The sequence below is a fragment of the Aeromonas sanarellii genome (genome assembly GCF_000820085.1).
In the GTDB taxonomy this organism is placed as follows: Bacteria; Pseudomonadota; Gammaproteobacteria; order Enterobacterales; family Aeromonadaceae; genus Aeromonas; species Aeromonas sanarellii.
This window is the reverse complement of sequence record NZ_CDBN01000002.1, coordinates 20243-43575: the sequence shown is the minus strand read 5'-3', so window position 1 is coordinate 43575 and position 23333 is coordinate 20243. Positions and strand designations below refer to the sequence as shown.

Annotated in this window: 23 protein-coding genes; 10 read left to right on the top strand and 13 right to left on the bottom strand. The window is 61.9% G+C overall.

The window, feature by feature from the left end; genetic code table 11:
* Window positions 1-474 precede the first annotated feature (474 nt).
* The 4 genes from hemG to pepQ are packed head-to-tail and all read right to left on the bottom strand — an operon-like array spanning window position 475 to window position 4440.
* A complete protein-coding gene (hemG, locus tag BN1132_RS00335; RefSeq protein ID WP_042074068.1) occupies window positions 475-999 on the bottom strand; it encodes a menaquinone-dependent protoporphyrinogen IX dehydrogenase in 525 nt (174 codons plus the stop codon).
* Between the two features lie 7 nt (window positions 1000-1006).
* Entirely contained in the window at window positions 1007-2464 is a 1458-nt protein-coding gene (locus BN1132_RS00330) for a TrkH family potassium uptake protein (protein WP_042074066.1), read from the bottom strand.
* Window positions 2465-2500: 36 nt separating this feature from the next.
* Window positions 2501-3118, bottom strand: a complete 618-nt coding sequence (locus BN1132_RS00325) for a YigZ family protein (RefSeq protein ID WP_042074062.1) — start codon at window positions 3116-3118, stop codon at window positions 2501-2503.
* Window positions 3118-4440: a Xaa-Pro dipeptidase gene (gene pepQ / locus BN1132_RS00320; RefSeq protein WP_042074061.1), complete on the bottom strand. Its 1323-nt coding sequence runs from the start codon at window positions 4438-4440 to the stop codon at window positions 3118-3120. The genes BN1132_RS00325 and pepQ overlap by 1 nt, the downstream gene beginning before the upstream one ends.
* Before the next feature lie 196 nt (window positions 4441-4636).
* Here pepQ and BN1132_RS00315 point away from each other — a divergent pair, with 196 nt between their 5' ends.
* The 6 genes from BN1132_RS00315 to BN1132_RS00290 all read left to right on the top strand — a co-directional run bounded on the left by BN1132_RS00315 (window position 4637) and on the right by BN1132_RS00290 (window position 13996).
* The gene (locus tag BN1132_RS00315) at window positions 4637-6574 is read left to right on the top strand and encodes an acetoacetate--CoA ligase (protein WP_042074060.1); all 1938 of its coding nucleotides are present in this window, start codon (window positions 4637-4639) and stop codon (window positions 6572-6574) included.
* Between the two features lie 204 nt (window positions 6575-6778).
* Entirely contained in the window at window positions 6779-8926 is a 2148-nt protein-coding gene (gene fadB, locus BN1132_RS00310) for a fatty acid oxidation complex subunit alpha FadB (RefSeq protein WP_042074056.1), read from the top strand.
* 21 nt (window positions 8927-8947) lie between these two features.
* Window positions 8948-10111, top strand: a complete 1164-nt coding sequence (gene fadA / locus BN1132_RS00305) for an acetyl-CoA C-acyltransferase FadA (RefSeq protein WP_042074055.1) — start codon at window positions 8948-8950, stop codon at window positions 10109-10111.
* A gap of 333 nt (window positions 10112-10444) precedes the next feature.
* Window positions 10445-11167 carry a response regulator gene (locus BN1132_RS00300; RefSeq protein ID WP_042074053.1) on the top strand — a complete coding sequence of 241 codons (723 nt, stop codon included), beginning with the start codon at window positions 10445-10447 and terminating at the stop codon, window positions 11165-11167.
* Window positions 11168-11290: 123 nt separating this feature from the next.
* Complete coding sequence (locus BN1132_RS00295; protein WP_042074051.1) at window positions 11291-12736, top strand: ATP-binding protein; 1446 nt, start codon at window positions 11291-11293, stop codon at window positions 12734-12736.
* Between the two features lie 3 nt (window positions 12737-12739).
* Complete coding sequence (locus tag BN1132_RS00290; protein ID WP_042074049.1) at window positions 12740-13996, top strand: ABC transporter substrate-binding protein; 1257 nt, start codon at window positions 12740-12742, stop codon at window positions 13994-13996.
* A gap of 44 nt (window positions 13997-14040) precedes the next feature.
* Here the strand turns inward: BN1132_RS00290 and BN1132_RS00285 are convergent, their stop codons facing one another.
* Window positions 14041-14232, bottom strand: coding sequence for a hypothetical protein (locus tag BN1132_RS00285; protein WP_010672410.1), 192 nt, complete (start codon window positions 14230-14232; stop codon window positions 14041-14043).
* Between the two features lie 171 nt (window positions 14233-14403).
* Here BN1132_RS00285 and tusA point away from each other — a divergent pair, with 171 nt between their 5' ends.
* Both tusA and BN1132_RS00275 read left to right on the top strand, forming a co-directional pair.
* On the top strand, window positions 14404-14649 hold the full coding sequence (tusA, locus tag BN1132_RS00280) for a sulfurtransferase TusA (protein ID WP_042074048.1): 246 nt from the start codon (window positions 14404-14406) through the stop codon (window positions 14647-14649).
* A gap of 20 nt (window positions 14650-14669) precedes the next feature.
* Window positions 14670-15014, top strand: a complete 345-nt coding sequence (locus BN1132_RS00275) for a RidA family protein (protein ID WP_042074046.1) — start codon at window positions 14670-14672, stop codon at window positions 15012-15014.
* Between the two features lie 76 nt (window positions 15015-15090).
* Here the strand turns inward: BN1132_RS00275 and BN1132_RS00270 are convergent, their stop codons facing one another.
* The 6 genes from BN1132_RS00270 to BN1132_RS00245 all read right to left on the bottom strand — a co-directional run bounded on the left by BN1132_RS00270 (window position 15091) and on the right by BN1132_RS00245 (window position 17984).
* A complete protein-coding gene (locus BN1132_RS00270) occupies window positions 15091-15747 on the bottom strand; it encodes an OmpA family lipoprotein (RefSeq protein WP_042074045.1) in 657 nt (218 codons plus the stop codon).
* 157 nt (window positions 15748-15904) lie between these two features.
* The gene (locus BN1132_RS00265; protein ID WP_042074043.1) at window positions 15905-16147 is read right to left on the bottom strand and encodes a hypothetical protein; all 243 of its coding nucleotides are present in this window, start codon (window positions 16145-16147) and stop codon (window positions 15905-15907) included.
* A gap of 77 nt (window positions 16148-16224) precedes the next feature.
* Entirely contained in the window at window positions 16225-16479 is a 255-nt protein-coding gene (locus BN1132_RS00260) for a hypothetical protein (protein ID WP_042074042.1), read from the bottom strand.
* A 43-nt stretch (window positions 16480-16522) separates the two neighbouring features.
* Window positions 16523-16795 carry a hypothetical protein gene (locus BN1132_RS19240; protein WP_084202513.1) on the bottom strand — a complete coding sequence of 91 codons (273 nt, stop codon included), beginning with the start codon at window positions 16793-16795 and terminating at the stop codon, window positions 16523-16525.
* Window positions 16796-16842: 47 nt separating this feature from the next.
* Window positions 16843-17097 carry a hypothetical protein gene (locus BN1132_RS00250; protein ID WP_042074040.1) on the bottom strand — a complete coding sequence of 85 codons (255 nt, stop codon included), beginning with the start codon at window positions 17095-17097 and terminating at the stop codon, window positions 16843-16845.
* Window positions 17098-17405: 308 nt separating this feature from the next.
* On the bottom strand, window positions 17406-17984 hold the full coding sequence (locus BN1132_RS00245) for a DNA-3-methyladenine glycosylase I (protein WP_042074039.1): 579 nt from the start codon (window positions 17982-17984) through the stop codon (window positions 17406-17408).
* A gap of 188 nt (window positions 17985-18172) precedes the next feature.
* Between BN1132_RS00245 and glyQ the strand changes: the two genes are divergently transcribed.
* Complete coding sequence (gene glyQ, locus BN1132_RS00240) at window positions 18173-19102, top strand: glycine--tRNA ligase subunit alpha (RefSeq protein WP_042074037.1); 930 nt, start codon at window positions 18173-18175, stop codon at window positions 19100-19102.
* Between the two features lie 9 nt (window positions 19103-19111).
* Entirely contained in the window at window positions 19112-21181 is a 2070-nt protein-coding gene (glyS, locus tag BN1132_RS00235) for a glycine--tRNA ligase subunit beta (RefSeq protein WP_042074036.1), read from the top strand.
* A gap of 164 nt (window positions 21182-21345) precedes the next feature.
* Here glyS and BN1132_RS19235 read toward each other — a convergent pair whose 3' ends face one another.
* Together BN1132_RS19235 and BN1132_RS00230 are read right to left on the bottom strand one after the other, a co-directional pair.
* Entirely contained in the window at window positions 21346-22032 is a 687-nt protein-coding gene (locus BN1132_RS19235) for a hypothetical protein (RefSeq protein ID WP_084202512.1), read from the bottom strand.
* 308 nt (window positions 22033-22340) lie between these two features.
* Entirely contained in the window at window positions 22341-23243 is a 903-nt protein-coding gene (locus tag BN1132_RS00230) for a LysR family transcriptional regulator (protein WP_042074071.1), read from the bottom strand.
* Window positions 23244-23333 lie beyond the last annotated feature (90 nt).

Genomic DNA, 23333 nt, shown 5'->3' with positions numbered 1-23333 from the left:
CAGCGTTCAATCTGAGCAATGATCAATCTCTTCAATGTAAGTTTGGTTGCTTCGAAAAGCGGCTCAATGAATTGCTGAATTAACGGCTGCAACTAAAAGTGGCTTTGATCATGTCAACAGATAGTGAAAATCAAAAATTGTTTTTGATGCTCGATGCTGTGAGTGCCCACACAGATTGCTTGATTCAAATTGTTAAAGAGCGACGCAGCTTTTGGCTGCTGCGGGAGTGGCATTCTACTCAACCGCCTTCTCGAGTCAAGCCTTATTTTCACAGGCTTTTCGAGGCTACCGACTTAGGCTTTCTGCGTTGCCGCTTGCCGTGTCGATGGAGGCGCATTATAGGGAGCGGATTTGATCTGACAAGGGAAAAATGGCAAAAAATGACAGTTTTTACTATTTGATGACTCAAACGCCTATTTATCAAACAAAACGCCCCGCATCCGCAGGGCCCAAGCCACTCTAGACCTATTGCCGCTATCTTTTTGACCAGAACTCCCTGGCGAAGCTGCGCACTCTTTCCCAGTCGGTGAACTCGATGTCCTTGCTGGTATCCGTGCTGCCACCGGTGATCTTCATGATCAGCTGAATGATGCGAGTCTGCCACCAGTTGTAGCGGGAGTACTGCAGCGCACCGGCGAACACCCCCAGGGTCTTCGGCTTCCAGGGGGAGAGGCGCAAAAACTTCTTCATGTAGGCGTTGGTCTGCGGTGTCTGCTTCTCGGGCTTGCGGGCCGTCAGGTTCACGCAGAAGAAGGCGGCGTTGGCCACTTCCAGCTGCTCCGCATGGGCATGGATAAAGCTGAACAAGCTGGGATGGAAGTTGCCATAACGGATGGAGGCGCCGATCAGCACCTTGCCATACTTGCTGAGATTACACATGGGCAGGGTATGCAAATCGTGCATCACCACCTCGCACCCTGGCATCTCCTCCAACATGACATCCACGATTTTCCGCGTCTGACCGTCACGGGAAGAATAAAGCACCAAAATCTTGTTCATACCTACCTCAACTACGCCAGAATGCAGGAGTAAACAGTACCAGAAGCGTGAAGATTTCCAATCGTCCAAACAGCATGGCCACGATCAGTATCCACTGGGCCGTGGCCGAGATCTTGCCGAAGTTGGCCGACACCTCCCCTAGTCCCGGCCCCACGTTGGTGAATGCGGCCGCCACGGCGGAGAAGGCGGTCACCTCGTTCAGCCCCGTCATCAACAGCAACAGCATGAACATGAAGAACAGGATGATGTAGGTCGCAAAGTAGCCCCACACGGCTTCGACAATTCGCTCAGGCACGGCGCGACGCCCCAGTTTCAGGGTATAGATGGCGCGCGGGTGCACCAGCCGCTTCAACTCTCGCATCCCCTGCAGGAACAGGATCATGAAGCGCATCACCTTGATGCCGCCCCCGGTGCTGCCGGCGCAACAGCCGATGAAGGCGGAAAACATCAGCAGCATGGGCAGGAAGGAGGGCCACTCCGCATAGCTGGTGGTGCTGTAGCCTGTGGTGGTGCCCAGCGACACCGCCTGGAACAGGCCATGGTTGAGCGCCTCCTGCCAGGAGGCGTAGTGGCCGTGAAACAGCAGGGAGACGAAGCAGATCAGCACCAGCACGCACTGGATGCTTAGGAATACCTTGAGCTCGGAGTCCCGCAGATAGCTGCTCAGGCGCACCGGCTTGTGGGCGAACACCATGAAGTGCAGGGCGAAGTTGACGCTGGCCAGCAGCAGGAACAGCACGGTGATCAAATTGATGGTCGGGCTGTTGAAGAAGCCGATGCTGGCATCATGGGTCGAGAAGCCTCCCACCGACAGGGTGGAGAAGGAGTGGCAGATGGCGTCGAACAGCGTCATGCCCGCCATCCAGTAAGCCAGGGCGCAGAGGGAGGTGAGCAGCAGATAGATGAACCAGAGCGCCTTGGCCGTCTCGGCGATGCGCGGGGTCACCTTGTTGTCCTTGACCGGCCCCGGGATCTCGGCGCGATAGAGCTGCATGCCCCCGATCCCGAGCAGCGGCAGCACGGCGACTGCCAGCACGATAATCCCCATGCCCCCCAGCCACTGCAGCAACTGGCGGTAGAACAGAAATGCCTTGGGCAGCTCGTCCAGCCCGGTCAGCACGGTCGCCCCCGTGGTGGTCAGGCCGGAGAACGACTCGAAAAAGGCCTCGGAGACCGACATGCTCGGCACGTCGCTGAGGATGAAGGGGACGGCCCCCACGCTGCCCAGCACCACCCAGAACAGCACGACGATGAGGAAGCCTTCCTTGGACCTGAGATCTTTCTTCTGATGGCGGTTGGGGAACCAGAGCGCGGTGCCGAGCAGCAGGGCGATGAAGAAGGAGTTGACGAACTCGGCCCCCCCGCCATCTCGGTACCCAAAAGCCACCATCGCAGGCAGCAACATGGTCGAGCTGAACAGCGCGACCAGCAGACCCACGATACGGATGATGCTCAGAATCTGCATTCCGGCTCCCTCTTCAGACTAAAAGAGCGATGGATTCTAGCCATCTAGAGGACGAAGGGATACCCGACCCTGAGTTCGGTCGGTCAGTTCTCGCGCAACCTGGGCCCAAGCGGAGGATTCCCACGCCACCTGAAGAGTGACGCTGGCACCGTAGTCGGCCGCCAGCAATTGACCCTGATGGGTGGAGATCAGCGCCTCCACCGCCCCCATGTCGGTATAGTCGCACTGGATGAGGGAGGGGGTCTGCTGACGCTTGATCCGGGTCTCGAGCCGCTTGAGGGCGGCCCCCACGCCACCGCCGTAGGCCTTGACCAGGCCACCGGTGCCGAGCAGGACTCCACCGTAATAACGCACCACCACGGCGGCGACCTCACCGAGGCCTGCCCCCATCAGCTGGGCCAACATGGGTTTGCCCGCCGTGCCCGAGGGTTCGCCATCATCGCTGAAGCCATACACCTGACTGTCCTGCGGGGCCCCTGCGACAAAGGCCCAGCAGTGATGCCGGGCCCCGGGGTGTTGTGCTCTGATGTCGTCGATCCAGGCCTTGGCGGCCGGCACTGTGGGTGTGTGGGCGATGAAGGTGATGAAGCGGCTCTTCTTGATCTCTTCACTCACCTCCACAGGCCCGACCGGTATGGGGTAATCCGCCGCCATCAGAGCCCTGCTTGCCTCGTCAGGTTCTCCACCCCGTTGGCGTGCAGGACCACGTTGTCTTCGATGCGGATGCCCCCATAGCGGCGCAGGGCCTCGACCCTGTTCCAGTTGACCCGCTTGCCCTGTTCACCCTGGCGCAGCGGCTCCAGCAGGCTGTCGATGAAGTAGAGGCCCGGCTCTATGGTGAACACCTGACCCACCTCCATCACCCGGGTGCAGCGCAGATAGGGGAACTGCTCGGGAGCGGGCAGATGGGTACCGCGCTCGTCCTGCATGAAGCCGCCGGCGTCGTGTACCTGCAGGCCAAGAAAGTGGCCCAGGCCATGGGGGAAGAACGCATTGGTGACCCCGGTGTGGATCATCTCGTCCACCGACATGTCCACCAGCTCAGTGGCTTGCAGCAGGCGCGCCAGCCTGTGATGCATCTGCAGGTGCAGCTCGCTGTAACGACGACCCGGCTTGATCTCCTTGATAATCTCCTGCTGCTGGGCGTCCAGCGCCGCGATCAGATCGGCGAACTCGCCCCGGCGCCAGGCCCAGGTGCGGGTGATGTCGGAGGCATAACCATGCACGTCCACCCCGGCATCGATGAGGAAGGAGTGGCGCTCCGCATCCGGCACCCGCTGGGTGGAGAGGTGGGTGTAGTGCAAGATGGCCGCATTGCGGTTGATGGCGACGATATTGCCGTAGGGCGCATCATTGGCCCCCTGCCCGACCGCCTTCATGTAGGCCAGGTTGATCTCGAACTCGCTCGCCCCCGCCATGAAGGAGTCCTTGGCCGCGATGTGGCCGCGCACGCCGATGCGGTTCGCATCGCGCAGGCACTCCAGCTCATAGGGCGTCTTGTAGGCACGGTGATAATGCAGATAGTTGAGCACCGCCTCTGGATTGGGTTGCCCCAGCCCCAGCAGCTCGGCCACCTCCAGGTGGCCCCCCAGATAGGCCCACTCCTGCTTGTTGGCCGGCAGGTGATCCGCCACCTGCTCAGGCCGGGTCAGGAAACGGATGTCGAAGAAGTCGACCCAGAAGGCAGTGGGCAGATCCGCCACCTTGTGCCAGAAATCCACCGGCCGGTAGAACAGCAGCACCGGCTGGCTCACCCCGTCCACCAGCAACCAGCAGTGGGGATTGTCCAGCACCGGCAACCAGGCCTTGAACTGGGGGTTCACCTTGAAGGGGTAATCCTGATCGTCGAGGAAGATGCGGTGGGTCTGGCCGGCATGGATGGCCAGTCCGCTCAGCCCCTGCTGCTGCAGTATGTCGCGGGTGCGCCGCTGAAGGGTGTCGAGATGCTGGGCAAAAAGTTGGCTGTAACTGCTCATGGCGTCCTGCTCCGGGCGAATGTGACTTCAGCATAACATCAAGCGAATCAAGGCTCGAGCCGCCAGGCTTTCGCTTCGTGAGGTAACGCATAGGTTACAGGGTTTTTGTTATTAAACGAAAACAGACAATTAACAAACAAAGAACAATTCAATACACTGCCCACAGACAGTAGATATCAGCCGTCAGGAACGACTCATGCAAAACCTTTGTCTGTGGACACCGGATCAGGACAGGATGCAGCACTCCAACCTCCATAGGTTCATGGCCGAGGTCAACCACTTCCACGGCCTGCAACTGCGCAGCTACGCCGATCTCTATCAATGGTCGGTGGAGAAGACCACCCGCTTCTGGCCGCTGGTGTGGCAGCACTGCGGCGTCAAGGGGGAGCTCGGCAACATAGTGGCGGAGAACCGCCAGGAGATGCAGCGTGCCCGCTGGTTCCCGGACAGCCGGCTCAACTTCGCCGAAAACCTGCTGCGCCGCCAGGACGAGAGCCCGGCCATCATCTCCCGCATTGAAGGGAGCCCAAGCCGCGCCCTGAGCTGGCGCGAGCTGGCGGATCAGGTGGCCCGTCTGGCCCAGTGGCTGCGCAATCAGGGGATTGGTCGTGGCGATGTGATCGCCGCCTACCTGCCCAATATCCCGGAAACCGTGGTGGCCATGCTGGCAACCACCAGCCTCGGCGCAATCTGGACCTCCACCAGCCCCGATTTCGGCGAAGCCAGCGTGGTAGAGCGCTTCGGCCAGACCCGGCCGCGAGTGCTGTTTGCGGTGGACGGCTATCGCTACGGTGGCAAGGCCATCGACATTCAGGAGAAGGTGGCCGGCGTGGTGAGCCAGATAGACAGCATAGAGCAGACGGTGATGATCCCCCTGCTGGGCAACGCCCTGCAACTGGGTCACGACTGGCAGCAGATGCTGGCCAGTCAGCCCAGCGCCCAGCTCGCCTTCGAGCCCATGGGCTTCAACGATCCGCTCTACATCCTCTATTCGTCCGGCACCACCGGCAAGCCCAAGTGCATCGTGCACGGCATCGGCGGCACCCTGCTGCAACATCTGAAAGAGCACCAGCTGCACTGCGACATCAAGCCGGGGGAGCGGATCTTCTACTTCACCACCTGTGGCTGGATGATGTGGAACTGGCTGGTCAGCGCCCTCGCCTCCGGCGCGACTCTGGTGCTCTACGACGGCTCGCCGTTCTACCCGGATGGCAACGTGCTCTGGGATCTCGCCCGCGACGAAGAGGTCGCCCTGTTCGGCACCTCGGCCAAGTATCTCGACGCGCTGCACAAGCAGGGTTATGCCCCCATCAACAGCCACAACTTGCCGCACTTGCGGCTGATCTGCAGCACCGGCTCAGTGCTGTCGCCGGAGGGGTTTGACTACGTCTACCAGCAGATAAAGCAGGATGTGCAGCTCAGCTCCATCTCCGGTGGCACCGACATCTGCTCCTGCTTCGTCATCGGCAACCCGCTCAGCCCCGTCTACCGCGGCGAGAGCCAGGGGCGCGGTCTCGGCCTCGCGGTACAGGTGTTCAACGAAGCGGGCCAGCCGGTACAGGGGGAGAAGGGCGAGCTGGTCTGTACCAAACCCTTCCCGGCACAGCCCATCGGCTTCTGGGGTGACGAGAAGGGCGACAAGTACCACGCCGCCTACTTCGAGCGGTTCGACAACGTCTGGTGCCACGGCGACTGGATCGAGCTGACCCCGACCGGTGGCATCCTGTTCTACGGCCGCTCCGACGCCACCCTCAACCCGGGCGGCGTGCGCATCGGCACCAGCGAGATCTACCGCTACGTGGAGCAGCTCGACGAAGTGGAGGAGAGCATCGTCATCGGCCAGCAGTGGCAGCAGGACGAGCGGGTGGTGCTGTTCGTCAAGCTCAAGCCAGGCCTCATGCTGGACGAAGCGCTGCGCGAGCGCATCCGCCAGCAGGTGCGCCAGCACTGCACCGCCCGTCACGTGCCTGCCCGCATCCTGCAGGTGGATGCCATCCCCCGTACCAAGTCCGGCAAGATTGTGGAGCTGGCGGTGCGGGAAGTGGTGCACAACAGACCCGTCAACAACACCCATGCCCTCGCCGATCCCGAGGTGCTGAACCAGTATCGCGATCGTCCCGAACTGGCCAGTTGATAAAAGACTCATATCCATCGGAGGCGCCGCAAGGCGCCTCTCTTTTGTCCGTTCCGTGATGGAGAGCTTTTACTCGACAACTGTTAAACAAATGTTTTAAATAGGTGTTGAAAATGTCTCCTTTTGGATCAATAGTGAGCCTCGCCCCCTGCTGGGGATAAAGGAGCACCATTCCCCACAGAGTGGGAACAAGGAGACACTCTCATGATCTACCAAGGCGAAACCCTGACGGTCAGCTACCTCGAAGACGGCATTGCCGAACTGAGGTTCGATGCCCCGGGTTCAGTCAACAAGCTGGATCGCGCTACCCTGCTCTCCCTGAGCGAAGCGATCGCCGCATTACAGCAACAAGCCGATTTGAAGGGTCTGATCCTCACCTCCGGCAAAGACGCCTTCATCGTCGGCGCCGATATTACCGAATTCCTGGAACTGTTCGATCTGCCGCAAGAAGATCTGCTCGGCTGGCTGAAAAAGGCCAACGACATCTTCAACGCCATCGAAGATCTGCCGGTTCCGACCCTCTCTGCCATCAAGGGCCACGCCCTGGGCGGCGGCTGCGAGACCATTCTCTCCACCGATTTCCGGCTGGCCGACACCAGCGCCAAGATCGGTCTGCCCGAGACCAAGCTCGGCATCATGCCGGGCTTTGGCGGCACCGTCCGCCTGCCACGGGTGATCGGTGCCGACAACGCGCTGGAGTGGATCACCACCGGCAAGGATGTCCGTGCCGATGACGCCCTCAAGGTGGGTGCCATCGACGCCGTGGTCGCGCCAGAGGCGCTGCAGAGCGCTGCGCTGCAGATGATCAAAGACGCCATCGCGGGCAAGCTGGACTGGCAGGGCCGCCGCGCCGCCAAGAAGGCCCCGCTGCGCCTCTCCAAGCTGGAAGCCATGATGAGCTTCACCACCGCCGCCGGCATGGTTGCCGCCGTGGCGGGCAAACACTATCCGGCCCCCATGGCCGCCGTGAAGACGGTGGAAGCCGCCGCCGGCATGGGTCGTGACGACGCGCTGGCCGCCGAAGCCGCCACCTTCATCAAGCTGGCCAAGACCGACGTGGCCAAGGCGCTGGTCGGTATCTTCCTGAACGATCAGCACATCAAGGCGCTGGCCAAGAAGGCTGCCAAGCAGGCAAGCAAGGCCACTGGCCACGCCGCCGTACTGGGTGCCGGCATCATGGGGGGCGGCATCGCCTACCAGTCCGCCAGCAAGGGCATCCCGGCGGTGATGAAGGACATCAACGAGAAGGCGCTGGCACTTGGTATGAATGAGGCCACCAAGCTGCTCAACGGCCAGCTCGAGAAGGGTCGCATCGACGGCATCAAGATGGGCCAGGTGCTCTCCGCCATCACCCCGACCCTCAGCTATGACAACGTCAAGCATGTGGATGTGGTGGTCGAAGCCGTGGTCGAGAACCCGAAAGTGAAGGCCGCCGTACTGGGCGAAGTGGAAGGCGTGATCGGCGAAGACGCCGTGCTCGCCAGCAACACCTCCACCATTCCCATCTCCCTGCTGGCCAAGGGGCTGAAGCGCCCGCAGAGCTTCTGCGGCATGCACTTCTTCAACCCGGTGCACCGCATGCCACTGGTGGAGATCATCCGCGGCGAGCAGACCTCCGATGAAACCATCAACCGCGTGGTGGCCTATGCCGCCGCCATGGGCAAGTCCCCGGTCGTGGTCAACGACTGTCCGGGCTTCTTCGTCAACCGGGTGCTGTTCCCCTACTTCTTCGGCTTCAACAAGCTGGTCGCCGATGGTGCCGACTTCGCCGCCGTCGACAAGGTGATGGAGAAGGAGTTCGGCTGGCCCATGGGCCCCGCCTACCTGCTGGACGTGGTCGGCATCGACACCGGCCACCACGCCGGTGACGTGATGGCGCAGGGCTTCCCGGCGCGCATGAGCAAGGATGGTCGTACCGCCATCGACGTGATGTACGAAGTGAACCGCTTCGGTCAGAAGAACGGCAAGGGCTTCTACGCCTACGAGCAGGACAAGAAGGGCAAGCCGAAGAAGGTGGCCGATGCCGCTGCTTACGAGCTGCTGGCCCCCATCGCCAAGCCGAAACAGGATTTCGACAAGGACGCCATCATCGCTCGCATGATGATCCCGATGATCAACGAGGTGGTGCTCTGTCTGGAAGAGGGCATCGTCGCCACGCCAGCCGAAGCCGACATCGCACTGGTCTACGGTCTGGGCTTCCCTCCCTTCCGCGGCGGCGTGTTCCGCTATCTGGACACCATTGGTCTGGATCGCTACGTGGCCATGGCCGACCAGTATGCCGACTTGGGCCCGCTCTACCGCGTCAGCGACCGCTTGCGCGAGATGGCCGCCCAGGGCAAAACCTTCTACTGATTGCGGAAAGGAGATCCATTCATGAAAGACGTAGTCATTGTCGACTGTATCCGGACCCCGATGGGCCGGTCCAAGGGCGGCGCCTTCCGCAACGTGCGTGCAGAAGACTTGTCCGCGCACCTGATGACATCCATCCTGCTGCGCAACCCCAACCTCGACCCGAACGAGATCGAGGATATCTACTGGGGCTGCGTGCAGCAGACCCTGGAGCAGGGCTTCAACATCGCCCGCAACGCCGCACTGCTGGCCGGTATTCCGAAGCAGGTGGGGGCGGTCACCGTCAACCGTCTGTGCGGCTCCAGCATGCAGGCGCTGCACGACGCCTCCCGCGCCATCCAGGTGGGTGATGGGGATATCTTCATCATCGGCGGCGTCGAGCACATGGGTCACGTGCCCATGAGCCACGGCGTCGACTTCCACCCCGGCATGGCGAAGTCGGTGGCGAAAGCCTCCGGCATGATGGGGTTGACCGCCGAGATGCTCGGCAAGTTGCACGGCATCAGCCGCCAGCAGCAGGACGAGTTTGCCGCCCGCTCCCACCGCCGCGCCCACGCCGCCACCGTGGAAGGGCGTTTTGCCAGGGAGATCGTCGGGCTGGAAGGCCATGACGCCAGCGGCGCCCGCTTCTTCTACGACTACGACGAAGTGATCCGCCCGGAGACCACGGTCGAGACTCTGAGCCAGCTGCGCCCGGTGTTCGACCCGGTCAACGGCACCGTCACCGCCGGCAGCTCCTCGGCGCTGTCCGATGGCGCTGCCGCCATGCTGGTGATGAGTGCGGACAGAGCCAAGGCCCTCGGCCTCACCCCGCGCGCCCGCGTGCGCGCCATGGCCATCGCCGGCTGCGACGCCGCCATCATGGGTTACGGCCCGGTGCCGGCGACCCAGAAGGCGCTCAAACGGGCCGGTCTGACCGTCGGCGACATCGACCTGTTCGAGCTGAACGAGGCGTTTGCCGCCCAGTCCCTGCCCTGCGTGAAGGATCTCGGTCTGCAGGATCTGGTGGACGAGAAGGTGAACCTGAACGGTGGCGCCATTGCGCTGGGTCACCCCCTCGGCTGCTCCGGCGCCCGCATCTCCACTACCCTCATCAATCTGATGGAGGAGAAGGATGCGACCCTGGGGGTGGCCACCATGTGCATCGGCCTGGGTCAGGGCATCGCCACCGTCTTCGAACGAGTGTAAGTAACGCCCTGGCCGGCTCGCCGGTCAGGGGGAAACAACAGACACGGGCCCGCCCCTGCATCCCGGCGCAGCGGGCCCCATCACAGGTGTTGGGGCCGCCTTTGCGACCCCGTTATCGAGTCTGTGGAGTGCGCCACACGGGGTGCACTCCTGTCGTCGGAATCTGCGTGTTGGCCGGCCCGTTTGGGTCGGCCTTTTTTATTCTTTTCCCGCGATCGGGGTCAATCCGGGGGCTATATTGCCCATAACTTCACATTAGAGGGGGGCCTTGCTTGCTTTTTGCTCCCCCGACAGGTTCAATCTGCACAAAAAAATGGGTGGATGCACATACATATGTCAACGAGCAAACAACTGCTTATCGTCGACGACGATCAGGAGATCCGCGAGCTGCTCAACGAATACCTGACCCGGGCGGGCTTTCAGGTATTGACCGCGGCAGAGGGCAACGAGATGCGCCAGCAACTCGCCCAGCACAGCCCGGACCTCATCATTCTGGACATCATGATGCCCGGCGACGACGGCTTTACCCTCTGCCAGCAGATCCGTCGCGACTCCCAGGTACCCATCATCATGCTGACCGCCGCCTCCGACGAGGCGGATAGGGTGATCGGCCTGGAGCTTGGCGCCGACGACTACATCGCCAAGCCGTTCAGCCCGCGCGAGCTGCAGGCCCGCATCAAGGCGCTGCTGCGCCGCGCCGAATTCCGCCAGCCGGAGAAGGAGAAGGAGCCGAGCCGCCGGCTGCGCTTTGCCGAGTGGACCCTGGACACCCTGAGCCACCAGCTGACCCACGACGACGGCAGCCTGCTGGACCTCTCCGGCAGCGACGCCATGCTGCTCGGCATGTTCCTGCAGCAGCCCGGCGTGGTGCTGGACAGGGATACCATCTCGGACGCCACCCGCGGTCGCGAGAGCCTGCCCATGGAGCGCGGCATCGACGTGCAGATCAGCCGGTTGCGCCAGAAGCTGGGTGACAACGGCAAGAGCCCGCGCATCATCAAGACCATACGTGGCAGCGGCTATATGCTGATCGCCGAAGTCCACGAGATCCCGTAACAGGCAGGCTGTACGGCGAGAGGCACGAGTGGCCTTGAACGGCAAAAGAGAGGCCCATGACGGGTCAACGGCAAGGCGCAGAGGTAACCACCCCATGCTGATCGACAAGAGGCGCGAAAATCCGTGAGAACGAGATGGTTCTGGCGTGCCCTGGTGCCCCGCTCCCTGCTGTCACGGATGCTGCTGCTGTTGCTGCTCGCCATCCTGCTCTCCCAGACCATACTCACCGGCATCTGGATGCAGCAGATCCAGAAGCGGGAGCTGGAGGGCATGCTCAGCACCACCCGCAACCTGGCGCTGTCGGCCGCCTCCACCGTCAACTTCTTCAAGTCCCTGCCGCTGCAGTACCGCCACATCGCGCTGGATCAGCTGCGCAACATGGGGGGCAGCCGCTTCTTCGTGTCCCTGAACGAGGAGGAGATCCACATCAGCGCCATCCCCGACAGCGAGCGCAAGACGCTGGTGCTGAAGGAGGTGCAGGAGGTGCTGACCCGCAAGCTCTCCGACGCCATGGCCATCAAGGTGGACTTCTCCCGTCCCGAGGAGCTGCACGTCTTCAACAACGACACCCTGCTGGCGGACCTCCCCTCCTCCTGGGCCCGCTACACCCTGTCACTGGAGCCCATCAATCCGCCGGTGCTGGTGACCCAGATCGAGATAGAGCCGGGGGAGTGGCTCTACTTGGCGGCCCTGCTGCCCGCCCCCTATATGACGCTGGACGACACCGTGATGCCGAGCAACCAAGTGCGCTTCATCGCCCTGATGACGGTCTTCCTCTGCTTCTTCACCTTCATGCTGGTGCGCTGGCAGACCCGCCCCCTGCGCCGGCTGGCCAAGGCGGCGGTCAACCTCGGCAAGGACATCGACCAGCCGTCGCTCAAAGAGGAGGGAGCCTCCGAGATCGTGGCCGCGACCCGCGCCTTCAACATCATGCAGCAACGCATCCGCCGCTTCATCGACGATCGGGAGCGGCTGTTCAGCTCCATCTCCCACGATCTCAAAACCCCCATCACCCGGCTGCGGCTGCGAGTCGAGCTGCTGGACGACGAGGTGCAGATCGCCAAGTTCAACAAGGATCTCGACGAGCTGGAGCTGATGGTGAAAGGGGCGCTGCAGACGGTGAAGGAGACCGACATCCACGAGAACCTCGAGCAGATCGACATCAACGCCCTGCTGGAGCAGATGGCGGAGTCCATGAACCTGCACGAGGATCTGCTCACCATAGAGGGGCACTGCAAGTGGCCCTACCGCGGCAAGCTGCTGGCTCTCAAGCGTTGCATCGGCAACCTGGTGGACAACGGCATCAAGTACGGCCAGAGGGTGCGCGTCATCATCATGGATGACGAGGAGATGCTGATCCTCTTCATCATGGACGAGGGCCCCGGCCTGCCGGAAGATCAGTTCGAACGCATCTTCGAGCCCTACTATCGCCTCAGCAACGACCCCTCCGGGACCGGGCTGGGCCTTGGCATCGCCCGCAACATCGCCCACGCCCACGGCGGCGATCTGGTGCTGGAAAATCGCCCCCAGGGCGGCCTGCAGGCCACCCTCTCCCTACCAAGGCAGTAATGTATGAAGTGGTTGTCGTTTTCTGTCATCGCCCTGCTCTCCCTGCCCGTTCGCGCCTCCCAGGTGGAGGTGTTGCACTGGTGGACCTCCGGCGGCGAGGCCAAGGCGGTGGAAGTGCTCAAGTCGGAATGGGCCGAGCAGGGCAACCAGTGGAACGACTTCGCGGTGCAGGGCGGGGGCGGCAAGAGCGCCATGACGGTGCTCAAGAGCCGGGCCCTGGCGGCCAACCCGCCGGAGGCGGCCCACCTCAAGGGGTACGAGCTGCACGAGTGGGGCAGTCTGGGCTTCCTGCGCGATCTCACCCCCATGGCCGAACACCTCGGCTGGTACCCGCAACTGCCGCCCATGGTGCGGGAGACCCTGAGCCAGAACGGCGCCCTGATGGCGGTGCCCACCGGCATCCACAGGGTCAACTGGCTGTGGCTCAACCGCAAGGCGTTCGAGCGGCTGGGGCTCAGGCCTCCCACCGACTGGGCCCAGTTCGTGGCGGTGGCGGAACAGTTCAAGGAGAAAGGCATCACCCCGCTCGCCATCGGCAACGAACCCTGGCAGCTCGCGGTGCTGTTCGAGACGGTAGCCCTCGGCGAAGGGGGCAAGATCTTCTACCGCAAGGCCTTCCTCGAACAGGACAGCGCCACCCTGACCGGCCCCGACATGGTGCGGGTGCTGACCCGCTTCCAGCAGCTGCGCGCCTATGTGCCGGAGAAATACGCCGGCCTGAAGTGGCACCAGGCCACCAACCTGCTGGAGAGCGGCGGTGCCGCCATGCAGGTGATGGGGGACTGGGTCAAGGGGGAGCTGAGCGCCGGCAACTACCGGCCCGGTGAGGATATCGAGTGCCTGCCGAGCCCCGGCAGTGCCGGGCTGTTCAGCTACAACCTCGACTCCATCGCCATGTTCAAGCAGCGGGACCCCGCCCAGCTGCAGGCCCAGGGCGAGCTGGCCAGGCTGCTGATGACGCCGAGATTCCAGGAGGAGTTCAACCGGGTGAAGGGCTCCATCCCGGCGCTCATCAAGCCGGACATGAGCAAGTTTGACCGCTGCGCCATCCGCTCCTATCAGGATTTCCTCCACGCCGAGCAGCAGGACAACCTGCTGCCCAGCATGGCGGAGGGGATGGCGGTGCCGACCAACATGCGTCAGGGGATCATGGATGTGCTGAGCAGTTTCTTCAACGATGCCAGGGCCAACCCGGAGCAGACGGCGCTGCAGCTGGAGCGCGCCATGCGCTCGACCCGATCCGGCGCGGAGCAGAAATGACAAAGGCGGAACCTGTCCGCCTTTGAATGCCGAGAGCCTGGCTCTCAGGAGGGATCGTTCTCGTCCTCATCCTCGTCGTAATAGTCGCTGAGCTCGATCCAGAGCCCCAGCCCTATCATCACCATGGAGCCGAACCAGGTACCGGTATTACCGATCGGGCTGCCCAGCACTATCATGGCGAACGACAAGAACCCCATGCCCGCGTAGGCTTGCAATCTGCCGTAGGAGACCTGCATATTCACACCTCCTTGTTGAATATGGTTCAATTTTTATATTACTCATCGAGCGGAGCCTGGGTAGAGCCGGTTCACATTTTGGTAGCATATGCTGCATAACCGCACCGTGGTTTGATTATTTTTTCGCCGTGAGTATCATTGCTGGCTGAATTGGTTGAAGGTTGATTATTGATGAGTGCTTTATTCTGCGACGCAACTCATGAGTTGGACGCAATCGGGCTTCGTTGCCCGGAACCCGTGATGATGGTTCGCAAGAAAGTGCGGCTGATGGCCGAGGGAGAGACCCTGCTGGTCAGCGCCGACGATCCCTCCACCACCCGCGACATTCCCAGCTTCTGCCGCTTCATGGACCACACCCTGGTCGCCAGCGAGACAGAGCAGGCCCCTTATCGCTATCTGATCCGCAAGGGTCAATAAGCCCAGTACCGGAGCAATCCATGACGATTACCCGAATCGGCACCACGGCCCGCTGGTCTGATGTTGTCATCCACAACGGCACCCTCTATGTGGTGGAAGTGCCCGCCACCGACGAGGCCGACATTCACCAGCAGACCCGTGAGGTGCTGGAAAGCCTGCAGCGTCTGTTGGAAGCCAGCGGCTCCGGCGTCGACAAGATACTGATGGCCAACATCTATCTCAAAGACATCGCCGATATCGGAGCCTTCAACGCCCAGTGGGACGCCTGGATCCCTGCGGGTACAGCCCCGGTTAGAGCCTGCGTACAGGCCCGCCTCGCCCACGAAGGCTACAAGGTGGAAGTGCAGCTGACCGCCGCCGTCTAAGATTTCCCTGGCTTGAGATAGCAAGAGGCCCCGCCATGACTGGCGGGGCCTCTTTATTTGGCGCGAACCGGGCCGCTTAGGCGGTCGGGGTCAGGGTGATGGTCACCCGGCGGTTCTGGGCCTTGCCCTCGGCGGTGCTGTTGGTGGCCACCGGCTGATCCGGGCCCACACCGCTGATGGCGATGCGGCTGCCCGCCACGCCCTGACCGATCAGCTGGGCGGCGACGGCATCGGCGCGATCGCGGGAGAGCTTCATGTTCAGCTCGCGGGAGCCGGTGCTGTCGGTGTGACCGACCACGTTCAGCCGGGTCTTGTCGAACTCGGCCACCACCATGGCCACGCCGGACAGGGTGTTGGCACCGGCCGCCTTCAGCTGGGCGCTGGAGCTGTCGAAGGTGACGTTGTTCGGCATGTTCAGGATCAGCTCGTCACCGTTGCGGGTCACGCTGACCCCGGTGCCTTGCAGCTTCTCGCGCAGCTTGGCCTCCTGCACGTCCATGTAGTAACCGATACCGCCACCCAGAGCCGCACCGGCCGCCACGCCGGTCAGGATGCCCTTCTTGCGATCCCCCTTGCTGGAGGAGAGCGCCCCCACGGCGGCGCCGGTCGCCGCACCGGCCAGCGCCCCCCAGGCCCCCTTGGAGGTCTGGGATTCACCGGTATAGGGGTTGGTGGTGCAGCCAGTGATGGCGACGGTCAGGGCAAGGGCAGGAACCAGTTTCTTGAAATGCATGAAAAATCTCCGAAAAAGAACGACGCTAGCCGATGGCCGCGCATTCTAACCCAGAGAGGCGCCAGAGTGTGACGCTGAGGATCGACAAAGCGCCACAAGGAAACCGGGTCTCCTTGTGGCGCAAAGATGGCGGAACCTGCACCCTGCAGGTCGGGCATCAATATTTGATGTCGCGGGCCTGGTCTCGCCCTTCCTGCTTGTTCTCGCGGTGCTCCTGGCGGCAGTCGGCGTTGCCGACCAGCCCCTCGCGGCACTCCTGCTTGGCGTCGCGGGATTCCTGACGGGTGTCCTGACGCACATCGCGGGCCTCGCGCCGCTGCCTGGCCTGCTCGGTGGCTTGCACGGGCAGTACCGTCGACAGGGCGGTGGCCGCCAGCAGCATGAATACAAATTTCTTCATGATGACTCCTGAAAGGGATGAAACGCAGCGGATCGGCGTCTCTCAATTATACACCGAGCCCTGTGGGGCCCGGCACATCAGTACTTGACGTCGCGCGCCTCGTCGCGGGCGTCCTGCTTGCTGTCGCGATGGTCCTGGCGGCAGTCGGCATTGCCGACCAGCCCCTCGCGGCACTCCTGCTTGGCATCGCGGGACTCCTGACGGCTGTCCTGGCGGATGTCACGGGCATCCTGGCGCTGCTCGCCCTGATTGGTGGCCTGGGCCGGTACGGCGGCAAGCAGGGTGCAGGCGGTCAGCAGGGCGGCGCCCAGGCGAGAGATGGCAATGGTCATGGGAACTCCAATAAGGGTTGACGGCGGGGGAATGCTCCCGGCCTCAATACTTGATATCACGAGCCGCTTCACGGGCATCTTGCTTGTGGTGGCGATGCTCCTGACGGCAATCGGCATTGCCAAGGAACTCTTCCTGGCGGCAGTCGCGCTTCTGTTCGCGGGACTCCTGGCGGACTTCCTGGCGCAGATCCCGCGCGTCGCGGCGTTGCTGGGCTTGTTCGGTGGCCTGGGCCGGCAGGGCCACCAACAGGGTGCAACCGGCCAGCAGGGCTGACAGCAACGCGCTACGGCCAAAGCGAGGAGTTGAGGTCTTCATGTCGAGGCTCCTGTATGGATGGACGGACGTCGGGGCGGTCACGGGGATCAGTACTTGACGTCGCGGGCCTTCTCGCGCACGTCCTGCTTCACTTCACGCTTGTCCTGGCGGCACTCGTAGTTGTCCTTCTGGTCGTTCTCGCGGCAATCCTGCTTGGCGTCGCGGATCTCGGGACGCACCTCCTGGCGCACGTCGCGGGAGTCCTGGCGATCGGTCGCCTGGGCGGGCAGGGTCGCCAGCAGGGAGCAACTGGCCAGCAGCAGGCTGGCGAGGGTACGGGGGCGGAATGAATTCAGTGACATAGGGAAATCCTCGTGATGGATATCCCGATTCTGGGCAGCCACGACTGTATGCCGGCTGTACCGACAGCGAAAATGGACTCCCCACGGTGGCGGCTTCTGGCATGGCAGGGACCAGCCAGCCATGCTCGTTCATCATGGCAACCACCGGCCTCCCGAGGCACCGACCAGGGTGACACAGGTGGCCTTGCAAGCCCCGGCAGAGACATCCTCGAGGTGTGCGAGACGCTGAGCCAGGTCCTTCAACCCTGTTGATTCGGGCCCAAAGAAGAAGGGAGGCCCAGGCCTCCCTTCTTCGCTCACTCCCCCATTCACTCCGGCATCGCTTGCTGGCATTCGGCGTGACAGGGGCAGGTCACCAGATGATCGTTCACCATGCCCACCGCCTGCATGAAGGCGTAGCAGATGGTGCTGCCGACGAAGGTAAAGCCGCGTTTTTTCAGGGCTTTTGACATGGCATCCGACTCCGGCGAGGTCGCCGGAATGTCGCCGTTGCCCTGACGCTGGTTGACCATGGGGGCGCCGCCCACGAAGCCCCACAGATAATCGACAAAGTCGATGCCTTCGGCCTCCAGCGCCAGATAGGCGCGGGCGTTTTTGATGATCGACTGTACCTTGAGCCGGTTGCGAATGATGCCGGTATCTTGCATCAGCCGCTCCACGTCCCGGTCGTCGAACCGGGCGATGCGCACCGGATCGAAGTCCGCATAGGCGCGATGGTAGCTCTCGGTGCGCTTGAGGATGGTGATCCACGACAGCCCCGCCTGCTGGCCGTCGAGGCAGAGCTTGGCAAACAGCTCGCGCGGGTCACGGACCGGCCTGCCCCACTGCTTGTCATGGTATTCGATGTATTCCGGGTCCTTGGTCACCCAGGCGCAGCGCAGTTCCATTTCCTCTCCCCTGTCATTTCATCGGCCATCGGCAGGCCGCTTGTGTCGGCGACATCATAGGGCAAGCGGCAGCATAGCCCCACTAATCCCCTGTAATTTCGCCTATTATCCGACCATGCCAGACGGTATACTCCCTCGGTTCACATTCAGCAAATCTTGCTCTGATTTCATTTCGCGCGAAAAACACTATGCAAAAATTCGATGTCAAAACCTTTCAGGGCCTGATCCTGCAGTTGCAGGACTATTGGTCCCGCCAGGGCTGTACCATCATTCAGCCGCTGGATATGGAAGTGGGTGCCGGTACCTCCCACCCCATGACCTGCCTGCGCGCCCTGGGCCCGGAGCCCATCGCCTGCGCCTACGTTCAACCGTCCCGCCGTCCCACCGACGGCCGCTACGGTGAGAACCCGAACCGCCTGCAGCACTACTACCAGTTCCAGGTGATCATCAAGCCTTCCCCCGACAACATCCAGGAACTCTATCTGGGCTCCCTGAAGGAGCTGGGCATGGATCCCGAGATCCACGACATCCGCTTCGTGGAAGACAACTGGGAAAACCCGACCCTGGGCGCCTGGGGTCTGGGCTGGGAAGTCTGGCTGAACGGCATGGAAGTGACTCAGTTCACCTACTTCCAGCAGGTGGGCGGCCTCGAGTGCAAGCCGGTCACCGGCGAGATCACCTATGGTCTCGAGCGCCTGGCCATGTACATCCAGGGCGTGGACAGCGTCTATGACCTGGTCTGGTCCGACGGCCCCCTGGGCAAGACCACCTACGGCGACGTCTTCCACCAGAACGAAGTGGAGCAGTCCACCTACAACTTCGAGCACGCCGACGTGGAGTTCCTGTTCCACTGCTTCGAGCAGTACGAGAAGGAAGCCCAGTCCCTGCTGGCACTGGAGAAGCCGCTGCCGCTGCCCGCCTACGAGCGCATCCTCAAGGCCGCTCACTCCTTCAACCTGCTGGATGCCCGCAAGGCCATCTCGGTCACCGAGCGTCAGCGCTACATCCTGCGCATTCGCACCCTGACCAAGGCCGTGGCCGAGGCCTACTACGCCTCCCGCGAGGCGCTGGGCTTCCCCATGTGCCAGCGTGGCAACAACGAGCACAAGCAAGGTTAAGGAACGGACATGGCACAACATACATTTCTGGTAGAGATCGGCACCGCCGAGCTGCCCCCCAAGGCCCTGCGCTCCCTGGCCGAAGCCTTTGCCGACAACCTCAAGAGCGAGCTGACCAAGGCCGATCTGGCCTTCGGCGACGTCGAGTGGTTTGCCTCACCGCGCCGCCTGGCGCTGAAGGTGAGCGAGCTGGCCGCCGAGCAGCCGAGCAAGAGCGTCGAGAAACGCGGCCCGGCCGTGGCGCAGGCGTACGATGCCGAAGGCAAGCCGACCAAGGCCGCCGAAGGCTGGGCCCGTGGCAACGGCATCACAGTCGAGCAGGCCGAGCGTCTGGTGACCGACAAGGGCGAGTGGCTGGTCCACAATGCCCGCGTCGAAGGCCGCCCGGCCCGCGAACTGCTGGGTGAGCTGGTCGCTTCCGCGCTGGCCAAGCTACCCATCCCCAAGATGATGCGCTGGGGCGACAAGACCATCCAGTTCGTGCGTCCGGTGTTCACCGTGACCCTGCTGCTGGATGGGGATCTGGTGCCCGCCCACATTCTGGGGATCGACTCCACCCGCACCCTGCGCGGTCACCGCTTCATGGGCGAGAGCGAGATCACCATCGACAACGCCAGCCAGTACCCGCAGATCCTGCAGGAGCGCGGCATGGTGATTGCCGACTTTATGGCGCGCAAGGCCAAGATCAAGGCTGACGTCGAGGCCGCCGCGGCCGCCTTCGGTGGCGTGGCCGATCTGGACGACGCCCTGCTGGAAGAGGTCACCGCCCTGGTCGAATGGCCCGTGGTGCTGACCGCCAACTTCGAAGAGAAGTTCCTGGCCGTGCCGGCCGAGGCCCTGGTGCACACCATGAAGGGCGACCAGAAGTACTTCCCGGTCTACGACAAGAGCGGCAAGCTGCTGCCGAAGTTCATCTTCGTCACCAACATCGAGTCCAAGGACCCGAGCCAGATCATCAGCGGCAACGAGAAGGTGGTGCGCCCCCGTCTCTCCGACGCCGAGTTCTTCTTCAAGACCGACCTCAAACAGAAGCTGGCCGACCGCCTGCCGCGCCTCGAGACCGTGCTGTTCCAGCAGCAGCTGGGGACAGTACGTGCCAAGGCCGCCCGCATCGAGGCCATGGCCGGCTTCATCGCCGCCAAGGTCGGTGCCGACGTGGGCCAGGCCCAGCGTGCCGGTCTGCTCTCCAAGTGCGATCTGATGACCAACATGGTCGGCGAGTTCACCGACACCCAGGGTGTCATGGGGATGCACTACGCCCGTCACGACGGCGAAGCCGAGGCGGTGGCCCTGGCCCTCAACGAGCAGTACATGCCGCGCTTCGCCGGCGATGCCCTGCCGTCCGGCCTGGTCTCCTGCGCCGTGGCCCTGGCCGACAAGTTCGACACCCTGGCCGGCATCTTCGGCATCGGCATGCTGCCCAAGGGTGACAAGGACCCGTTCGCCCTGCGCCGCGCCGCCATCGGTGCCCTGCGCATCATGACCGAGAAGCAGCTGGATCTGGATCTGGTGGAGCTGGTCGAAGAGGCCGTCAGCGTCTACGGTGACAAGCTCACCAACAAGACAGTCGTCACCGACGTGGTCGACTTTATGCTGGGCCGCTTCCGCGCCGCCTATCAGGACGAAGGCATCGGTGCCGACGTGGTGCTGGCCGTGCTGGCCCGCCGCCCGACCCGTCCGCTGGACTTCGATCGCCGCGTCAAGGCCGTCAGCCACTTCCGCACCCTGGATGCAGCCCTGGCCCTGGCCGCCGCCAACAAGCGCGTGAGCAACATTCTGGCCAAGGTCGAAGGCGATCTGCCGACTGCCGTCAAACCGGAACTGCTGGTCGATGCTGCCGAGCAGGCGCTGGCCACCCAGGTTGCAGCACTGCAAGCCGAACTGGCCCCGCTGTTCGCTGCCGGTGACTATCAGGCCGCCCTCACCCGTCTGGCCGCCCTGCGCGAGCCGGTCGACACCTTCTTCAACGAAGTCATGGTGATGGCCGACGACGAGGCCCTCAAGGCCAACCGTCTGGCACTGCTGAACAACCTGCGCAACCTGTTCCTGCAAGTCGCGGATATCTCTCTGCTGCAGTGATCTTGGTTGGGTTAGTGATATAAAAAACGGCGCCGCTAAGGCGCCGTTTTTATTGAGTCCTTACCAATATATTTAACATTCACTAATAAAACAGATGGTGTAATGGTTAAGGAATAATTAATAGATCTACCTAATTGGTCCTCCAATGTAATGTAGAGTGCCAGTTAGTTAGTCTGAGTTGGTGTCTCCATGACAGCTTTCATTGACTGACTTTTAATCACTCTTAGTGGGATGAAATTCATAACAAATCGTTTGAGACATCCAAGGTCAATATAATCTCTAAGGGCTTTTGTAAACTCTTGTATCTCAGAAAATTTATTTTTAAGGTGCCTATCATATTCGAGCCTTAGCCCTGTTAATTCCCACTCCTGCTCACCTTGGGAGGCTTTTCTAATCTCTATATCTAGCCTGGCTCTTTGTTCTAGCATTGACGCTAGTTGCGCATGATGTGAGTTCAATGCTGTGGTTTGCATGCGGATTAAAAAAAACTCTGTAGGTCTAAATTTTGCAGGTGTATAAAGTAACGTATTTTCGTAGTCTTGAAGCAAAGCAAGACCATTCAATGTGAATTTTCCCCGAGAAGATAATCCATCAATCTCATTATCTAGAACACCTATATTAACTTGACATCGCATTATATTAGATTCGGTTATATGATGAATTTGCATTCTGACCAATTTGTTATAGCTTAATTTATTCAAAAACCCAGAGAGAATCGACACAAGCATTGTAAGCAGTGCTCCGACTACTGCACCTAATAAAGCGGCAAAGATTGTGAGGTATAATTCTGATTTTTCTAATTGCTCTGATAACTCAAAAATAAATTTTCTTATAAAATCTACAATATCCATAATTGCTACTCATATCCCTGAACAGATTTAATAAAAGCACATTAACACAATTAAAAACTGTGACACCCACCTATTTTTCTCTCACCCGAGCAGCCCCTAGGTTCGATGAGCCGTCAGGCGTAATCGGACGTTCGCGTAATTGCATTCTCCCGCTCTCACGGCCAAACCTAATTTCCCCTCCTGTTGGCCGCCCCTGTTTCACGGCAACAACCGCAACCAAGGCGACTCGTTCGTCCGATTATGCCGCGCCAGTCGACCCCGCATGGGGTGATGGTATCTGGTGCAGACCACAGCCTGACGAAGGCTGCCTATGGCTGCATTCGATGGGCCAGCAGGTAGTCGATCAGGGCGCGTACCCGGCCGGTCTGGGCACTTTCCCGCCGGTAGTAGAGGTGCAGGCCGGGGTGGGTCACCCACCAGGACTCCAGCACAGGCATCAGGGTGCCGGCGGCGAGATGGGGGGTTGCCACCGGCTCGATCATCTTGCCGATGCCCAGCCCCTGCCTGGCGGCATCGATCATGGCGTCGGTGTCGTTGACGATAAGCGCCGTGCCCATCTCCGGGGCCGGCGTGTTGTCGTCGAGGGCCAGCCGCAGCGCGGACAGGCGGTTGGAGGTGGTGAAGCGGTTGCGGATCAGCCGATGTTCGCTGAGCTGCGCCGGCGTCATCGGCTCGCCGTGCCGGGCCAGGTAGTCGGGGGAGGCGAACAGCGCCTCGCGCAGGGGGCCGCTCAGCGGCCGCGCCACCATGCCCTCGTCGACCCGATCGCCTGAGCGAATGCCGAGATCTATCCCCTCCCGCAGGATGTCGACCGTGGCGTCCGAGAGGTGCAGCTCCAGCTCGATCTCGGGGTACTGGCGGCAGAAACCGGCATAGAGCGGCTGCAGGAAGCTCTGGAACACGAAGCGGGGCAGGGTCACGCGCACCTTGCCGGCGGGGGCGCGGCCATGCTGCCCGACCCGCTCCAGGGCGCCGTCGAGCGTCGCCATGGCGTGGCCGGTCTGATCGTGCAGCTGTTGCCCCGCCTCGGTCAGCTCCATGCTGCGGGTGGTGCGCCGAAACAGCGCCAGCCCCAGGGTCTGCTCCAGCTGCTTGAGAGCCAGGCTCACGGTCGGGGCCGACATCTCGAGCCGGCGGGCGGCGCCGCGGATCGACCCCTCCTGCACGATACAGTGGAAAATCATCAGGCAGTGGAAGGTGGATCCTTTCATGGTGGCAGCCGCCATTGTTAGTTGATGACTAACAATCATTTTGCCCAATCCCGTCTAAAAATAAACAGTTCTCCCCCTTATAGTGGCGCC

Bases quoted from the DNA above. Each gene is read 5' to 3' on its own strand.
- hemG (WP_042074068.1), bottom strand. From the start codon at position 999: ATGAACAAGATTTTGGTGCTTTATTCTTCCCGTGACGGTCAGACGCGG.
- BN1132_RS00330 (WP_042074066.1), bottom strand. From the start codon at position 2,464: ATGCAGATTCTGAGCATCATCCGTATCGTGGGTCTGCTGGTCGCGCTG.
- BN1132_RS00325 (WP_042074062.1), bottom strand. From the start codon at position 3,118: ATGGCGGCGGATTACCCCATACCGGTCGGGCCTGTGGAGGTGAGTGAA.
- pepQ (WP_042074061.1), bottom strand. From the start codon at position 4,440: ATGAGCAGTTACAGCCAACTTTTTGCCCAGCATCTCGACACCCTTCAG.
- BN1132_RS00315 (WP_042074060.1), top strand. From the start codon at position 4,637: ATGCAAAACCTTTGTCTGTGGACACCGGATCAGGACAGGATGCAGCAC.
- fadB (WP_042074056.1), top strand. From the start codon at position 6,779: ATGATCTACCAAGGCGAAACCCTGACGGTCAGCTACCTCGAAGACGGC.
- fadA (WP_042074055.1), top strand. From the start codon at position 8,948: ATGAAAGACGTAGTCATTGTCGACTGTATCCGGACCCCGATGGGCCGG.
- BN1132_RS00300 (WP_042074053.1), top strand. From the start codon at position 10,445: ATGTCAACGAGCAAACAACTGCTTATCGTCGACGACGATCAGGAGATC.
- BN1132_RS00290 (WP_042074049.1), top strand. From the start codon at position 12,740: ATGAAGTGGTTGTCGTTTTCTGTCATCGCCCTGCTCTCCCTGCCCGTT.
- BN1132_RS00285 (WP_010672410.1), bottom strand. From the start codon at position 14,232: ATGCAGGTCTCCTACGGCAGATTGCAAGCCTACGCGGGCATGGGGTTC.
- tusA (WP_042074048.1), top strand. From the start codon at position 14,404: ATGAGTGCTTTATTCTGCGACGCAACTCATGAGTTGGACGCAATCGGG.
- BN1132_RS00275 (WP_042074046.1), top strand. From the start codon at position 14,670: ATGACGATTACCCGAATCGGCACCACGGCCCGCTGGTCTGATGTTGTC.
- BN1132_RS00270 (WP_042074045.1), bottom strand. From the start codon at position 15,747: ATGCATTTCAAGAAACTGGTTCCTGCCCTTGCCCTGACCGTCGCCATC.
- BN1132_RS00265 (WP_042074043.1), bottom strand. From the start codon at position 16,147: ATGAAGAAATTTGTATTCATGCTGCTGGCGGCCACCGCCCTGTCGACG.
- BN1132_RS00260 (WP_042074042.1), bottom strand. From the start codon at position 16,479: ATGACCATTGCCATCTCTCGCCTGGGCGCCGCCCTGCTGACCGCCTGC.
- BN1132_RS19240 (WP_084202513.1), bottom strand. From the start codon at position 16,795: ATGAAGACCTCAACTCCTCGCTTTGGCCGTAGCGCGTTGCTGTCAGCC.
- BN1132_RS00250 (WP_042074040.1), bottom strand. From the start codon at position 17,097: ATGTCACTGAATTCATTCCGCCCCCGTACCCTCGCCAGCCTGCTGCTG.
- BN1132_RS00245 (WP_042074039.1), bottom strand. From the start codon at position 17,984: ATGGAACTGCGCTGCGCCTGGGTGACCAAGGACCCGGAATACATCGAA.
- glyQ (WP_042074037.1), top strand. From the start codon at position 18,173: ATGCAAAAATTCGATGTCAAAACCTTTCAGGGCCTGATCCTGCAGTTG.
- glyS (WP_042074036.1), top strand. From the start codon at position 19,112: ATGGCACAACATACATTTCTGGTAGAGATCGGCACCGCCGAGCTGCCC.
- BN1132_RS19235 (WP_084202512.1), bottom strand. From the start codon at position 22,032: ATGGATATTGTAGATTTTATAAGAAAATTTATTTTTGAGTTATCAGAG.
- BN1132_RS00230 (WP_042074071.1), bottom strand. From the start codon at position 23,243: ATGAAAGGATCCACCTTCCACTGCCTGATGATTTTCCACTGTATCGTG.